12 protein-coding genes are annotated in these 15,268 nt (G+C 70.5%); 10 read left to right on the top strand and 2 right to left on the bottom strand.

The annotated features are described in order from the left end of the window. Nucleotides 1-158 precede the first annotated feature (158 nt). From ACWCPF_RS08915 to ACWCPF_RS08890, 6 genes are all read left to right on the top strand, one after another. The gene (locus tag ACWCPF_RS08915; protein WP_451044294.1) at nucleotides 159-1,370 is read left to right on the top strand and encodes a pyridoxal phosphate-dependent aminotransferase; all 1,212 of its coding nucleotides are present in this window, start codon (nucleotides 159-161) and stop codon (nucleotides 1,368-1,370) included. 111 nt (nucleotides 1,371-1,481) lie between these two features. Continuing rightward, nucleotides 1,482-1,904, top strand: coding sequence for an SCO4983 family protein (locus ACWCPF_RS08910; protein ID WP_451044293.1), 423 nt, complete (start codon nucleotides 1,482-1,484; stop codon nucleotides 1,902-1,904). A gap of 272 nt (nucleotides 1,905-2,176) precedes the next feature. Beyond that, complete coding sequence (locus tag ACWCPF_RS08905) at nucleotides 2,177-3,241, top strand: hypothetical protein (protein WP_451044292.1); 1,065 nt, start codon at nucleotides 2,177-2,179, stop codon at nucleotides 3,239-3,241. An 11-nt stretch (nucleotides 3,242-3,252) separates the two neighbouring features. Further along, nucleotides 3,253-4,470 carry a toxic anion resistance protein gene (locus ACWCPF_RS08900; RefSeq protein WP_451044291.1) on the top strand — a complete coding sequence of 406 codons (1,218 nt, stop codon included), beginning with the start codon at nucleotides 3,253-3,255 and terminating at the stop codon, nucleotides 4,468-4,470. Next, the gene (locus ACWCPF_RS08895; RefSeq protein ID WP_451044290.1) at nucleotides 4,467-6,014 is read left to right on the top strand and encodes a substrate-binding domain-containing protein; all 1,548 of its coding nucleotides are present in this window, start codon (nucleotides 4,467-4,469) and stop codon (nucleotides 6,012-6,014) included. The genes ACWCPF_RS08900 and ACWCPF_RS08895 overlap by 4 nt, the downstream gene beginning before the upstream one ends. Then, nucleotides 6,001-6,624, top strand: coding sequence for a hypothetical protein (locus tag ACWCPF_RS08890; protein ID WP_451044289.1), 624 nt, complete (start codon nucleotides 6,001-6,003; stop codon nucleotides 6,622-6,624). The genes ACWCPF_RS08895 and ACWCPF_RS08890 overlap by 14 nt, the downstream gene beginning before the upstream one ends. Before the next feature lie 222 nt (nucleotides 6,625-6,846). On the opposite strand, the gene ACWCPF_RS08885 is transcribed toward ACWCPF_RS08890, so the two are convergent. Next, nucleotides 6,847-8,670 (bottom strand): phosphoenolpyruvate carboxykinase (GTP), encoded by a 1,824-nt coding sequence (locus ACWCPF_RS08885; RefSeq protein WP_451044288.1) that lies wholly within the window; start codon nucleotides 8,668-8,670, stop codon nucleotides 6,847-6,849. A 327-nt stretch (nucleotides 8,671-8,997) separates the two neighbouring features. Between ACWCPF_RS08885 and trhA the strand changes: the two genes are divergently transcribed. The 4 genes from trhA to ACWCPF_RS08865 all read left to right on the top strand — a co-directional run bounded on the left by trhA (nucleotide 8,998) and on the right by ACWCPF_RS08865 (nucleotide 12,787). Then, nucleotides 8,998-9,711, top strand: a complete 714-nt coding sequence (gene trhA / locus ACWCPF_RS08880; RefSeq protein WP_451044287.1) for a PAQR family membrane homeostasis protein TrhA — start codon at nucleotides 8,998-9,000, stop codon at nucleotides 9,709-9,711. A 111-nt stretch (nucleotides 9,712-9,822) separates the two neighbouring features. After that, entirely contained in the window at nucleotides 9,823-11,388 is a 1,566-nt protein-coding gene (locus tag ACWCPF_RS08875; RefSeq protein ID WP_451044286.1) for a DHA2 family efflux MFS transporter permease subunit, read from the top strand. Then, the gene (locus tag ACWCPF_RS08870; RefSeq protein WP_451044285.1) at nucleotides 11,385-12,023 is read left to right on the top strand and encodes a TetR/AcrR family transcriptional regulator; all 639 of its coding nucleotides are present in this window, start codon (nucleotides 11,385-11,387) and stop codon (nucleotides 12,021-12,023) included. Before ACWCPF_RS08875 ends, ACWCPF_RS08870 begins: the two co-directional genes overlap by 4 nt. A 32-nt stretch (nucleotides 12,024-12,055) precedes the next feature. Next, nucleotides 12,056-12,787 (top strand): Mut7-C RNAse domain-containing protein, encoded by a 732-nt coding sequence (locus ACWCPF_RS08865; protein WP_451044284.1) that lies wholly within the window; start codon nucleotides 12,056-12,058, stop codon nucleotides 12,785-12,787. A gap of 212 nt (nucleotides 12,788-12,999) precedes the next feature. On the opposite strand, the gene ACWCPF_RS08860 is transcribed toward ACWCPF_RS08865, so the two are convergent. After that, nucleotides 13,000-15,033, bottom strand: coding sequence for a thioredoxin domain-containing protein (locus ACWCPF_RS08860; RefSeq protein WP_451044283.1), 2,034 nt, complete (start codon nucleotides 15,031-15,033; stop codon nucleotides 13,000-13,002). Nucleotides 15,034-15,268: the final 235 nt, after the last annotated feature.

Raw genomic sequence — 15,268 nt, 5'->3', positions numbered from 1 at the left:
CTGGGGCGTACCGCTCTCACCTGACCTGGACATGGCTGCAGATTCTAGGGACAGGTGTGATTCCTGGGACAGCTACCGGCGATAACAGCTCAAACCACCCGTCTCACGTGGTGGAAAACACGCCACGGGATGCGTTACCGGGCCGTAAGCTCCCAGGCATGCAGGTGATCCAGTCGACCAAGCTCTCCAACGTCTGTTACGAGATCCGGGGCCCGGTTCTCGAAGAGGCGATGCGCCTGGAAGCGGCCGGCCACCGCATCCTCAAGCTGAACACCGGCAACCCGGCCGCCTTCGGCTTCGACTGCCCGCCGGAGATCCTGGAGGACATCCTCCGCAACGTCTCGACGGCGCACGGCTACGGCGACGCCAAGGGCCTGCTGGCCGCGCGCAGGGCCGTCGTCATGCACAACCAGACGCTCGGCATCGAGACGGACGTCGAGCACGTCTTCATCGGCAACGGCGTCTCCGAGCTGATCGTCATGGCGATGCAGGGCCTGCTGGACGACGGCGACGAGGTCCTCGTCCCCGCGCCCGACTACCCCCTGTGGACCGCGGCCGTCTCCCTCTCCGGCGGCACCGCCGTGCACTACCGCTGCGACGAGCAGTCGGACTGGATGCCGGACCTCGCCGACGTCGAGCGCAAGGTCACCGACCGCACCAAGGCGATCGTCATCATCAACCCGAACAACCCCACGGGCGCGGTGTACGACGAGGCGATGATCCGCGGGCTGACGGACATCGCACGCCGGCACAACCTGCTGATCTGCTCGGACGAGATCTACGACAAGATCCTCTACGACGGCGCCACGCACACCCCGACCGCCAAGGTCGCCCCGGACCTGCTGACCCTCACCTTCAACGGCATGTCGAAGGCGTACCGAGTGGCCGGCTACCGGGTCGGCTGGATGTCGATCTCCGGCCCGCGCGCCCACGCCGACTCCTACATCGAGGGCCTGACGATCCTGGCGAACATGCGGCTGTGCGCGAACATGCCGGGCCAGCACGGGGTCGTGGCCGCGCTCAGCGGACGCCAGACGATCAACGACCTGGTGCTGCCGGGCGGCCGGCTCAAGGAGCAGCGGGACGTCGCGTACGAGCTGCTCACCCAGATCCCGGGCGTGACCTGCGTGAAGCCCAAGGGCGCGCTGTATCTCTTCCCGCGCCTGGACCCCGGCGTCTTCAAGATCAAGGACGACCGGCGGATGGTCCTGGACCTGCTGCGCCGGGAGAAGATCATGGTCGTCCAGGGCACCGGCTTCAACTGGCCGGAACCGGACCACTTCCGGGTCGTCACCCTGCCGACGGCGACGGACCTGCGCGACGCGGTGGGCCGGATCGCCCGCTTCCTGGACGGCTACGGCCAGGCGTGAGGGCGGCTTCGGCCAGGCGTGAGGGCAGCCTCGACCGGGCTTCGGCCGTTGGTCTACTTTAGACGAAATCTAAGCTAGGATGGTTTCCTGACAGCACAGGAGGCCATCCTCATGTACGAACCGATCCGCACCAAGTCGGTCCACACCACGATGGCCGGCACACCCTCGGACTTCCCCCACCGTTCCCGCGAGGAGGAGCTGGACATCCAGCTCGCCGGTCATCTCGCGGCGCTGCTCGCCGTCACCGACGAGCTGCGGGCCACCGCCCCGTCCACCGACCTGGACACCGCGGCCGCCCGGCTCGCGCAGCAGGTCACCCGGCTGCGGGGAGGACGGACTCCGGTCCGCCCGGCCCCCGCCGCCCAGCCGCACCTCGCGGTGCTGCACGAGCGGGCGAACGCCCTGGCGGGCCGCGCCCTCCTCGTCGCCGCGTCCCGCGCGGACACCACGGCGGCGATCCTGGCGGCCCAGCGCATGGAAGCGCACACGGCCGCTCTGACGGAACCCAGGGAACTGAGCAACACCGCCGGCTGAACCCTCCGGGGGACTCCCCCGGAAACCCCGAACGGCCCCGGTCCGCGTGCACCCGCAGCGACGCGCGGACCGGGAGCCATGCACTGCGTGGCTTTGGCGGGGGGCGCCTATTCGCCGTCTGGGTCGCGCCTCATTTGCGGGTGCGGGTGCGCTGTGGTTGATCGCGCAGTTCCCCGCGCCCCTTAGGGGTGTTGCAGGGCCGGAGCTTGTGTGTTGCCCCGTGTTCATTCGGAGCACCCGGGAATGTGGGGTTCCGGGAGCACGATCCGTCTGTGAGACGAATCGTGGGAATCGTCCTCGCGGTACTGCTGACGGCGGGTGTGGTGGTCGCCGTCGTCGCAGGTCGCAGCGATGAGGACAAGGGCACGGCAACGAAGACCGTGCGGACGGTGATCGGGTCGGAGAAGGCGGAGTTCTTCGCGGACCCGGACGTGGTGAAGGCCCTCGCCGCCAAGGGCTACACCGTGAAGGCCGAGACCTCCGGGTCCTGGGCCATGGAGGGACTCGACCTCAAGGGGTACGACCTCGCGTTCCCGAGCAGCCAGGCGCCCGCCGTCGAGCTCGCGGCCAAGTACAAGGTGCAGGGGACCCTCCCCCGCCCCTTCTACTCGCCCCTCGTCGTCGTGGCGCACAAGAACGCCGCCGACGTGCTCGCGGGCAACGGCCTGGCCACGCTGGACGCCGCGCACCGCGGCACGCTGAAGATGGCCGCCTATCTCGACGCGGCCCGCGCCGACCGGACCTGGCAGCAGCTCAAGGGCGCCGAGAAGTACGGGGAGTTGACCGGCACCCTCTACCTCTCCAGCACCGACCCGGAGACCTCCAACTCCGGCGCGCTCTATCTCGCCGCCGCGTCCTACGTCGCCAACGGCGGCAAGGTCGTCGCGAGCGACGCCGAGGTCGACAAGGCCGCGCCGCTGCTGCACAAGCTGGTCAGCGTCCAGGGCGCCCAGCAGACCGGCACGGACGCGGCGTTCCGGGACTTCGTCAGCGGCGCCGGCAATCCGCTCGTCCTGGTCTACGAGTCGCAGGTCGCCTCGCTCCTCGCGGACGGACAGCAGCCGGACGACCTGGTCGTCCTCTACCCGGACACCACCGTCAACAGCGACCACACCGCCGTACCGCTCACCGAGAACGGCGCCGGACTCGCCCAACTCCTGTCCACCGAACCGGGGTTGCGCAAGCTGGAGATCCGGCACGGGTTCCGTCCGCAGGGCGTCGCCGCCGAGTTCGCCTCGGCCGGCACCTACCTCAAGCAGCAACTGACCGGCGTCCGCCAGGCGCCCGTGCCCACCTCCGCGGTGCTGCACGAGCTGGCGCGACGGGCGCGCGGATAACGGGAGACCTCATGAACAGCTTCGACAACACCAGTCAGAACAGCAGTCAGCCCACCCTCAGCGGTGACGACGTCTTCACCCTCACCCCGCCCGAGGCGGTCGCCGCCGTGCCGCGCGAGCGGGCCGGCGGACTCGTCCCCGTCGACGACTCCGTCCGCACCGACATGGCGACCAAGGCCGCCGCCTACGTCGAGGGGCTCGCCGCGATGGACGCCCGCTCGCCCGAGTTCGTCGGCAAGGTCGGCGAGATCACCGCGCTCGGCGCCGGCGAGATGCGCACGGCCGCCGCGCAGTCCAACCGCATGCTGGAGCGGACCATCCGGAGCCTGCCCGACCAGGGCGGGGACGCCCAGTCGAAGGTCGCCGGCTCGCTCGTCGAACTCCGGCGCGTGGTCGAGGACCTGGACCCGAGGGACCTGCCGGCGAGCAAGGGCCGCAAGTTCCTCTCCAAGCTCCCCGGCGGCAACAAGCTGCGCGACCATGTCGCCAAGTACGCCTCCGCGCAAGGGACGTTGAACAAGATCGTGGGCTCGCTGCGCGGCGGCCAGGACGAACTGCGCCGCGACAACGCCGCGTTGCAGACCGAGCGGGTCCGGCTCTGGGAGACCATGGGCAAGCTCCAGGAGTACATCGTGCTGACCGACGCCCTGGACTCGGCCGTCGAACAGCAGATCTCCGGCACCCAGCTCACCGACCCGGAGCGGGCCGACAGCCTGCGCGCCGACGTCCTCTTCCCCGTCCGGCAGAAGCACCAGGACCTGCTCACCCAGCTCGCGGTGTGCGCCCAGGGCTACCTCGCCATGGACGTCGTCCGCCGCAACAACGACGAGCTGATCAAGGGCGTCGACCGGGCCGCCACGACCACGGTCTCGGCGCTGCGCATCTCGGTCATGCTGGCCTCCGCGCTCGACAACCAGAAGAAGGTCATCGAGCAGGTCAACGCCCTGCGCGGCACCACCGAGGACCTCATCCGGGGCAACGCGGAGATGCTGGCGACGCAGAGCGGGGAGATCCAGCGCATCGCCGCCGACCCGGCCGTCGGCGCCGAGACCCTGCGCGCCGCCTTCCAGCAGATCTACCGCACCCTCGACACCATCGACTCCTACAAGGTGCAGGCGACCGAGGCCATGGCGGTGACCGTCGAGAACCTGACCGCCGAACTCCAGCAGGCCAGCGGCTACCTGGACCGCAGCCGCTCACGCGGCGCGCTGGAAGGGGGCCTCGGATGAGACAGCCCTTCAGGCCGCTCCTCGCGCTGACCGCCCTCGCCCTGCTGCTCACCGCCTGCTCGGCGGCGGCCGACGGGGACGAGAAGGACCCCGAGGCCGCCCGGCCCGGCACCCTCCGCGTCCTCGCCTCCAGCGAGCTGAGCGACATGGCCCCCGTCCTGGAGCAGGTCCGCAAGGACACCGGCGTCACGATCCGGCCCACCTACATGGGCACCCTGGACGCCGTGAACGTACTGGCCAAGTCCGGCACGGACGGCAGGTACGACGCCGTGTGGCTGTCGTCCGACGACTATCTGCGGCTGCGCCCCGACGCGGCGAAGAAGGTCGTCTCGGAGACGCCGATCATGTCGAGCCCGGTGGCCCTCGGGGTGAAGACGGCCACCTTCGATTCCCTCGGTTGGAAAGCCGACCAGGTCACCTGGTCGCAGATCGAACAGGCCGTCCAGGACGGCAAGCTGACCTACGGCATGACCGACCCGGCCCGCTCCAACTCCGGTTTCTCCACCCTCGTCTCGGTCGCCTCGGCGCTCTCGGGAGCCCAGTCCGCGCTCACCGACGCGGATGTCGCGAAGGCCACCCCGAGGCTGAAGCAGTTCTTCAAGGGGCAGCAGCTGACCTCGGGTTCGTCCGGCTGGCTGGCGAGCGCGTACGCCCGGCGCGGCGACGTCGACGCACTGCTCAACTACGAGTCCGTGCTGAAGGGCATCCCGGGACTGACCGTGATCCGCCCCACCGACGGCGTCGTCACCGCCGACTACCCCCTCTCCTCCCTCGCCGCGACCGACGCGACGACCCGCGACGACGTCAAGCGGGTCACCGACGCCCTGCGCACGGAGGCCGTCCAGCGGCTGATCACCGCCAAGACGCACCGCCGCCCGGTCGTCGCCTCCGTGCCGCCCGCGCCCGGACTCGACACCACCCGCCGGCGCGAACTGCCCTTCCCCGGCACCCGGTCCGTCGCCGACGGACTGCTCGACGCCTACGAGAACGAACTGCGCCGCCCCTCGCGGACCGTGTACGTCCTCGACACCTCCGGCTCGATGTCGGGCGACCGGCTGCGCCGCCTCAAGGCCGCCCTCACCGACCTGACCGCCGACTTCCGCGACCGCGAGGAGGTGACGCTGATGCCGTTCGGCTCGGACGTGAAGAGCGTCAAAACGCACGTCGTCTCCCCCACCGACCCCGACACCGGGCTCGCCGCGATCCGCAAGGACACCAAGGCGCTGTCGGCCGAGGGGGACACGGCCATCTACACCTCGCTGGAGAAGGCGTACGACCACCTCGGCGCCGACCGGGACGCGTTCACCTCCATCGTGCTGATGACCGACGGCGAGAACACGGCGGGCGCGAAGGCCGACGACTTCGACGGCTTCTACCGGGGCCTCAGCGCCGAACGGCAGGACATCCCCGTCTTCCCCATCCTCTTCGGCGACTCCGACCGGGGCGAACTGGAGCACATCGCCGAACTGACCGGCGGCCGGCTCTTCGACGCCCAGAAGGGCTCGCTGGACGGCGCCTTCGAGGAGATCCGTGGCTACCAGTAGATACGCCGGCAGGTTCGTCGGATACCTGGAGTCCCGCAAGAACATCACCGGCAGCGCGGCGGGACTGGTCGGCCTGATCCTGACCTTCACCGGCGTCGCGGGCCCGTACTGGCCGGTCGTGGTCTTCGGCCTCTACGGCGCGGGCGCGCTGATCGCCCCGCCGGAACGGCCCCCGCTGCCCGACTTCCCGGACCCGTCCGCCCAACTCGACGAACTGCGCGCCGACTTCGAACGGCTCGGCGCGTACCTCGCGGAGATCGACCTGCCCCCGGCCGCCGCCGGCCGCCTCACCGAACTCACCACCCTGCTGACCGCCCTGCTGGACCCCGGCTGGGTCGCCGAGATCCTCGCCCAGGACCCGGAGGGCATCCACACCTTGTCGAGAGCGGTACGGCAGGACGTGCCGGAGGCGGTCGACAGCTTCGTCAGGGCACGCTGGTGGACGAGGATGACCCCGGGCCAGGAACCCCCGGAACGCCACCTGGAACGACAGCTGACACTGCTCCAGGAGGAAGCGGAGCGCCTGGCGACCGCGCTGCGTGAGACGGAGGCCAGACGCCAGGAGTCCCACACCCGCTACTTGGAAGACCGCTCACAGCAACACCCTTAGGGGCGCGGGGCTGTGTCAATTTGCGGCTCCGCCGCGATGGGGGTCCCCCCGCTCGAGCGCAGCCGAGAGTGGGGGAGCGACCAGCCCCCACCGGCCCGCACCCGAAAAACCGCATAGGCGAGGGTCCGTCGTCGGCTCCCCGTCGGGGCGGACGGGGAACCGACGACAGACCCACAACCGCATACGCCGTTGTACGCGGCCTCGCCGATCACAGGGCGGGCGTCAGCCCAAGCGCTGCACCAGCGCCCGGTACTCGTCCCACAGCTCCTTCGGCGTGTGATCGCCGAAGGTGTTCAGGTGCTCGGGGACCAGCGCCGCCTCCTCGCGCCAGACCTCCTTGTCGACCGTGAGCAGGAAGTCGAGGTCCGCCTCGGCGAGTTCGAGACCCGCCGTGTCCAGCGCGCCCTTCGCCGGCAGCACGCCGATCGCCGTCTCGACGCCCTCGGCCTTGCCCTCCAGCCGCTCCACGATCCACTTCAGGACGCGGCTGTTCTCGCCGAAGCCGGGCCAGACGAACTTGCCCGCGTCGTTCTTGCGGAACCAGTTGACGTAGTAGATCTTCGGGAGCTTCGCCGGGTCCTTGCCCTTGGCGACGTCGACCCAGTGGCCCATGTAGTCGCCCATGTTGTAGCCGCAGAACGGCAGCATGGCGAAGGGGTCGCGGCGCAGTTCGCCGACCTTGCCCTCGGCGGCGGCGGTCTTCTCGCTCGCCACGTTCGCGCCGAGGAACACGCCGTGGTTCCAGTCGAAGGACTCCGTCACCAGCGGGACCGCGCTCGCGCGCCGCCCGCCGAAGAGGATCGCCGAGATCGGCACGCCCTTGGGGTCCTCCCACTCGGGCGCGATGATCGGGCACTGTGCGGCGGGGACGGTGAAGCGGGCGTTGGGGTGGGCGGCGGGGGCGTCCGCGGACGGCGTCCAGTCGTTGCCCTTCCAGTCGGTGAGGTGGGCCGGGGTCTCCTCCGTCATGCCCTCCCACCAGATGTCGTTGTCGTCGGTCAACGCCACGTTCGTGAAGACCGAGTTGCCCCACAGCGTCTTCATCGCGTTGGCGTTGGTGTGCTCACCGGTGCCGGGCGCGACGCCGAAGAAGCCGGCCTCGGGGTTGATCGCGTACAGCCGGCCGTCCTCGCCGAAGCGCATCCAGGCGATGTCGTCGCCGATGGTCTCCACGGTCCAGCCGGAGATCGTCGGCTCCAGCATGGCGAGGTTGGTCTTGCCGCAGGCCGAGGGGAAGGCCGCCGCGACGTACTTGGACGCGCCCTGCGGCGGGGTGAGCTTGAGGATCAGCATGTGCTCGGCGAGCCAGCCCTCGTCGCGGGCCATGACGGAGGCGATCCGCAGGGCGTAGCACTTCTTGCCGAGCAGGGCGTTGCCGCCGTAGCCGGAGCCGTAGGACCAGATCTCGCGGCTCTCGGGGAAGTGCGAGATGTACTTGGTGGTGTTGCAGGGCCAGGGGACGTCCGCCTCGCCCTCGGCCAGCGGCGCTCCGAGCGTGTGCACGGCACGCACGAAGAACCCGTCGGCGCCGAGTTCGTCCAGGACCGGCTGTCCCATGCGGGTCATGGTGCGCATGGACACGGCGACGTAGGCGGAGTCGGTGATCTCGACGCCGATGGCGGAGAGGTCCGAGCCCAGCGGGCCCATGCAGAACGGGACGACGTACATGGTGCGGCCCCGCATCGAGCCGCGGAACAGGCCCTTCTCCCCCGAGAAGATCTCCCGCATCTCGGCGGGGGCCTTCCAGTGGTTGGTCGGGCCGGCGTCCTCCTCCTGCTCGGAGCAGATGAAGGTGCGGTCCTCGACCCGGGCGACGTCGGTGGGGTCGGAGGCCGCGTAGTAGGAGTTCGGGCGCTTGATCGGGTCGAGTTTGCGGAAGGTGCCCTTGCCGACGAGCTCCTCGCACAGTCGCTCGTACTCGGCCTCGGATCCGTCACACCAGACCACGTTGTCCGGCTGCGTCAGTTCGGCTATCTCGTTCACCCAGGAGACGAGTTCCTGGTGGTCGGTGGGGATGACGGGGGGAGCCGCGATGTCGCGCGCCACGATTGCTCCTAAAAGAGGGGTTTTTTGTTGGAGGCCCCGTGGGGGCTGCGACCCGGATGCTTCTCGATGGTGACCTTGGCGCTCATCCGGTGTCGACCGCACTCATTTGATCATCCGACCGTTCCGCCCATATGTCCATAGGGCCTCACAGGTGAGCGGAGTGAGGATGGCCACGTACCCCGCCAGGTGTACGGACGACGCTTTGCGTCCACATGACGTTCGGACGACAGCCTTTTGACCGAACTCCCGTGAGACGATGGCCACTCTTCGCCGCGCATCTCGTCGGACTGATCCATAACTTACGGTTCCGTAGGTACGATTCGGGGTATGACTGCGCCCGTCCCCGACGCGCCCACGGACACGCCGGCCGCCGGCCGCGGCCCCGTCGCGCTCTCCCTGCCGCAAGAAATCAAGCCCAAGCTGCGCGGCTGGCTGCATCTGGGCATGTTCCCGGCCGTACTGATCTCCGGTCTGGCGCTGACCGCTCTGGCCGACTCCTCCCGCGGCCGCATCGCCTGCGGTATCTACGCCCTCACCGCCTGCCTGCTCTTCGGCGTGAGCGCCCTGTACCACCGGGGCAACTGGAACGCGCGCATGGACGGCATCCTGCGCAGACTCGACCACGCGAACATCTTCCTGATCATCGCGGGCACGTACACGCCGCTGACCATGCTGTTGCTGCCCGGCGCCAAGGGGCAGTGGCTGCTGTGGGGCATCTGGGCCGCGGCCGCGGCCGGCATCGTCTTCCGGGTCTTCTGGGTCGGCGCCCCGCGCTGGCTCTACACGCCGTGCTACATCGCGATGGGCTGGGCGGCCGTCTTCTTCCTGCCGGACTTCATGCGGACGGGCGGCATCGCGGTGCTGGTCCTGGTGATCGTCGGCGGGCTGCTGTACAGCGCGGGCGGCGTCATCTACGGCATCAAGCGCCCCAACCCCTCACCGCACTGGTTCGGCTTCCACGAGGTCTTCCACTCGTTCACGCTCGCCGCGTTCGTCGTCCACTACGTCGGCATCTCCCTGGTGGCCTACCAGCACGCGTAACCGTCGCTTCTCCGCCTTCTCCCCGGTCACGGCTCCCCGCCGTGGCCGGTTCTTTTTTTGCCAGCACATCGCGATTGACAGGTACCACCTTTTGAGAGCTACTCTCAATTCATGGCTACTGTCACGCACGACTACGAGACGGGCACCGACCCCCGTCGCTGGTGGGCTCTGGGCGCCCTGGTCGCGAGCATGCTCACGCTCGGCTTCGACACGACGATCCTCAACGTGGCCCTCCCGACGATGGCGGAGCAGCTCGGCGCCACCACCGGCCAGCAGCAGTGGATGGCGGACGCGTACATCGTGGTGTTCGCCGCGCTGATGCTCCCGGCGGGACTCCTCGGCGACCGGTTCGGCCGGCGCCGGATGCTGATCGCCGGGCTCGGCATCTTCCTCGTCGGCTCCCTGGTCGGCACCCTCGCCGGGAGCGTCGACACGGTGATCGCCGCCCGCGCCTTCATGGGCGTCGGCGCCGCGCTGGTCACCCCGCTCGCGCTGTCGGTCCTGCCCTCGCTCTTCACGCCCGAGGAGCGCACCAAGGCCGTCGGCATCGTCTCCGCCGGCTCGACGCTGGGCCTGCCGCTCGGGCCCATCCTCGGCGGTTGGCTGCTCAACCACTTCTGGTGGGGCTCGGTCTTCCTGATCAACCTCCCGATGGCCGCGATCGGCATCGCCGCCTGCGTCTTCCTGCTGCCGGAGACCCGCGACCCCGCCTCCCCCAAGGTCGACGCCGTCTCCACCGCGCTCACCGCGGCCGGCCTCGGCACGCTCATCTACGCGATCATCGAGGCGCCCACCCGCGGCTGGACCGATCCGCTGGTCGTCGCGATGTTCGTCGCGTCCGTCGTGCTGATCACCGCCCTGGTGCTGCGCGAGCGGCGCGCCGTGCGGCCGATGCTCGACATGGGGCTCCTCGCCCACCGCGGATTCCTGTTCAACGCGCTCGCCGCGACCCTCGTGATGTTCGTGCTGTCCGGACTGATGTTCGTCCTGCCGCCGTACCTCCAGGCCGTCCTCGGCCATGACTCCCTGGGCACCGGTGTGCGGCTGCTGCCGATGATGGGCGGCCTGATCGTCGCCGCACGGACCGCGCAGCCGGTCGTCGCCCGCTTCGGGTCGCGGGCCGTGGTGAGCGCGGGCCTGGTGGTGCTGGCCTTCGCCGCCCTCCTCGGCAGCCGGACGACGGTCGACTCCGGCTACGGCTTCGTCGCGCTCTGGCTGTCGCTCGCCGGGCTCGGCTTCGGCTTCTCGGTCGTGCCCGCGATGTCCGGCGCGCTGGGCGCCCTGCCGTCCGACCGGGCGGGCAGCGGCTCCGGCCTGCTGATGACGTTCCGCCAGGTCGGCGGCGCGATCGGCATCGCCCTGCTCGGCAGCCTGCTCGCGGGCGCCTTCCGCGACCGCCTCGACGTCAGCGGCCTGCCCGCCGCGGCCGCGGACACCGCCGGGGACTCGGTCGTCGCCGCCCATCTGATCGCCGACAAGGCCCACCTGCCCGATCTCGCCGCCTCCGCGAACAGCGCCTACGTGCACGGCATGGGCCTGGCCATGCTGGTGTGCGCGATCGCCGCGCTCGTCTCCGCACTGCTGGCGGCGGCGTTCCTGCCGGGGGCGTCCGCGGCCGCGCACACGGCCGCGGACGACACCGCCATGGCCGACGCCACGGCCGATGCCCGACAATGAGCCACATGACGGCCTCACCTTTCAGCTCTCCCGCCGACCGCCCCCAGGTGGGCCTGCGTGAGCGCAAGAAGATCAAGACCCGCGAGGCGATCCGCACCGCGACCTACGCGCTGGTCAAGGAACAGGGGTACGACGCGACGACGATCGACCAGATCGCCGAGCGTGCCGAGGTGTCGCCCTCGACCGTCTTCCGCTACTTCCCCACCAAGGAGGACATCGTGCTCACCGACGAGTACGACCCGATCCTCCTGGAGGAGCTGCGGGCCCGCCCGGCGGACGAGCCGGTACCGGAGACCATGCGGTACGTGATGAAGGAAGGCATCCGCCAGGGCATCGAGGAGGACATCGAGGTGGCGCGGCTGCGCACCCACCTCATGGTCCAGATCCCGGCCGTGCGCTCGCGGATGATGGAGAGCATGTCGGTCACCGGCCGCATGATCTGCACCGCGATCGGCGAGCGCACCGGCCGCGACCCCGACAGCCTGGAGGTCCGCGTCTACGCGATGTCCCTCATCGGCGGCCTGATGGAGACGTCCCTGTACTGGGCCGAACAGGGTCACAAGGACGACTTCGCGAGCCTCGTCGACCGCACGCTGGACGTCCTGGAACACGGCCTCGGCAGGGAAACCCGCTGATCCCGGGGGTCTCCGCATGCCATCCTGACCAGGTGAACGCACTTGAGATCCGCGTCGAAATCGCCCCCGAGCTCGCCCTGTTCGTCCCGCACGCCCGGCGCGCCGGAGCCACCGCGCTCGCCGTCGACGGCGCCTCGACCCTCGGCCATGTCGTCGAGTCCCTCGGGGTGCCCCTCACGGAGGTCGGCGCCCTGCTCGTCGACGGCCGCGAGGTACGGGTCTCGCACATCCCGGCCGACGGCGAGTCGGTCGCCGTCCAGCCCGTGGCCCGCCCCCAGCTGGTCCCGGGCGCTCCCCTGCGGTTCATCCTCGACGTCCACCTCGGCACCCTGGCCCGCCGGCTGCGGCTGCTCGGCGTGGACGCGGCGTACGAGTCGACCGACATCGGCGACCCGGCGCTCGCCGCGCGCTCGGCGGCGCAGCAGCGCGTCATGCTCAGCCGCGACCGCGGGCTGCTGCGCCGCCGCGAACTGTGGGCGGGCGCCTACGTCTACAGCACCGACCCCGAGCAGCAACTCCGCGACGTCCTCGACCGGTTCGCGCCCGAACTGCAGCCCTGGACCCGGTGCACGGCCTGCAACGGCCTCCTGAAGGAAGCCACCAAGGACGAGGTCGCCGACCAGCTGCGCCACGGCACGCAAGAGTCGTACGACGTGTTCGCCCAGTGCCGCTCCTGCAAGCGCGCGTACTGGAAGGGCGCCCACCACGAACAGCTGACGGCGATCGTGGAGGACGCCCTGAACATGCGCGCCCAGGGGAACTGAGCGCGGAGCGCTCCGCTGGAGGTGCCGCGATGCGCCGTCGTTCGCTGCGGCGCCGTCGTGGCTGGTCGCGCAGTTCCCCGCGCCCCTTCGGGCACTGCCGAACCGCAGCCGAATTCGCCCGACCCGCTTAAGCCTTGCGGCGGAAGCGCCGTCGTTTCGCTGCGGCGGCATCGTGGCTGGTCGCGCAGTTCCCCGCGCCCCTTCGGGGGCGCTCAGCTGTTCAGTGCTGTGCGGAGTCGGTCCGGGTCGGTGGTCGGGGCGTTGCAGGTGAAGTTGCGGCAGACGTAGGCGGTCGGTGCGCCGCCGCTGAGCGGCCGGTCGGCGAGCAGCGGGAACTCGTCGCTCCCCGGGGTCCCGAACGCGACGACGGCTCCGGGGGCGGTCCCCAGCAGCGCCGTGCGATGCAGGGCCTTCGAGGCCTTGTCGTCCGGGTCGGAGCCGACGACGGCGACCTCGCGCGGCCCGTCGAGCAGCGCCTCCGCGGCGGCGAGCCCCCAGCCGATGAACCGGGGCACCCGTGGCCCGAGCGCCTTCACCACCCCCAACGCCCGCTCGGCGGCGGTGCGGTGCGGCTCGGAGCCGGTGTGGGCCGCGTAGCTCAGCAGCGCGCCGGCGGCGGCGGTCCAGCCGGAGGGGACGGCGTTGTCGGTCGGATCCTGCGGCCGCCGGATGAGCTGCTCGGCGTCGGCCGCGGTGTCGTACAGCGCACCGGACTCGGGGTCGGCGAACCGGACGAGGACGTGGTCGAGCAGGAACCCGGCGAACTCCAGCCAGACGCCCTCCCCGGTGACCGAGGCGAGCGCGAGGAACCCCTCGGCGACGTCGGCGTAGTCCTCCAGGACGCCCGCGTTGGCCCCGACCTGCCCGTCCTTGCTGGTACGGGCGATCCGGGCCAGGTCGTCGAGATGCAGCCGGACGAGGAGGTCGGCGGCGGCGAGGGCCGCGTCCACGAGATCGGGGCGGTCGAAGTAGGCGCCGGTCTCGGCGAGCGCGGCGATCGCGAGCCCGTTCCAGGCGGCGACGACCTTGTCGTCCCGTCCGGGCGCGGGCCGCTCGGCGCGCTCGCGGAGCAGCCGCTCCTTGATGTCGGCGATCTTCTCGGCGTCGAAGACCCCGTCCTGCTGCGGGAGTTGGAGAACGGAGGAGCCGTGCTCGAAGGTGCCGTCCTCGGTGACGCCGAAGTAGCGGGCGGCCAGCTCGGCGTCGTCCGACCCGAGCGCCTCGGCGAGCTGCGCGGGCGTCCACGCGTAATACGCGCCCTCGACGTGCTTGCCGCTCCCGTCGTCGCTGTCGGCGTCCAGCGCCGAGGCGAAGCCGCCCTGGTCGGTGCGCAGCTCCCGCACCATGAAGTCGGCGGTCTCCAACGCGACCCGACGCGCCAGCTCGCTCCCGGTGGCCCGCCAGAGATGGGCATACACGCGACACAGCAGCGCATTGTCGTACAGCATCTTCTCGAAATGGGGCACGACCCAGTCGCGGTCGACGGAGTACCGGGCGAACCCGCCGCCGAGCTGGTCGTAGATCCCGCCGCGGGCCATCCGCTCGCACGTGTCCTGCGCCATCTGCAGGGCGCCCTCCGCCCCGGTCCGCGCGTGATGCCGCAGCAGGAACTCGACGACCATCGACGGCGGGAACTTCGGCGCCCCGCCGAACCCGCCCCGCTGCGGGTCGTACTCCCGGGTCAGCCCGAGCAGCGCCTGTGACAGCTCCGGCTCGCCGGGGGCCCGGCCGTCCCCGAAGGAGATCTCCCGCCCGGCCAGGTCCCGCACGATCTTCTCGGCGACCTCGGCCACCTCGTCCCGCCGCTCGGTCCACGCCTGCCGGACTCCGTCCAGCACCTGCCGGAAGGAGGGCATGCCGTGCCGCGGCGCGGGCGGAAAGTACGTTCCGAAGTAGAAGGGCTCGGCGTCGGCCGTGAGGAACACCGTCATCGGCCAGCCGCCCTGGCCGGTGGCCGCCTGGACGGCCTCCATGTAGACGGCGTCGACGTCGGGACGCTCCTCGCGGTCCACCTTGATGTTGACGAAGTGCGCGTTGAGCTGCTCGGCCGTCTCCTGGTCCTCGAAGGACTCGTGCGCCATGACATGGCACCAGTGACAGCTGCTGTACCCCACGCTCAACAGCACCGGCACCCCCCGCCTGCGCGCCTCCTCGAAGGCCTCGGCCGACCAGGGCCACCAGTCGACGGGGTTGTCGGCGTGCTGGAGGAGGTAGGGGGATGTCTCATGAGCCAGTCGGTTCGGCATGGGGTCCATCCTGCCGCAGTACCCCACCGCTCATGCGTCAGGCGTCCACCGCACGGCGGCGTAAGCGCTCCGCTGGAAGTGCAGTGCCGCGATGTGCCGTCGTTTTGCTGCGGCACCGTCGTGGCTGGTCGCTCCCCCACTCTCGGCTGCGCTCGAGCGGGGGGACCCCCACCGCGGCGGAGCCGCAAATGTCAGCGCCCCGCGCCCCTTCGGGGCGCTGCCGAACCGAAGCCGA

The organism is Streptomyces sp. NPDC001858, assembly GCF_053594615.1.
This window is presented reverse-complemented; position numbering and strand designations above follow the sequence as displayed.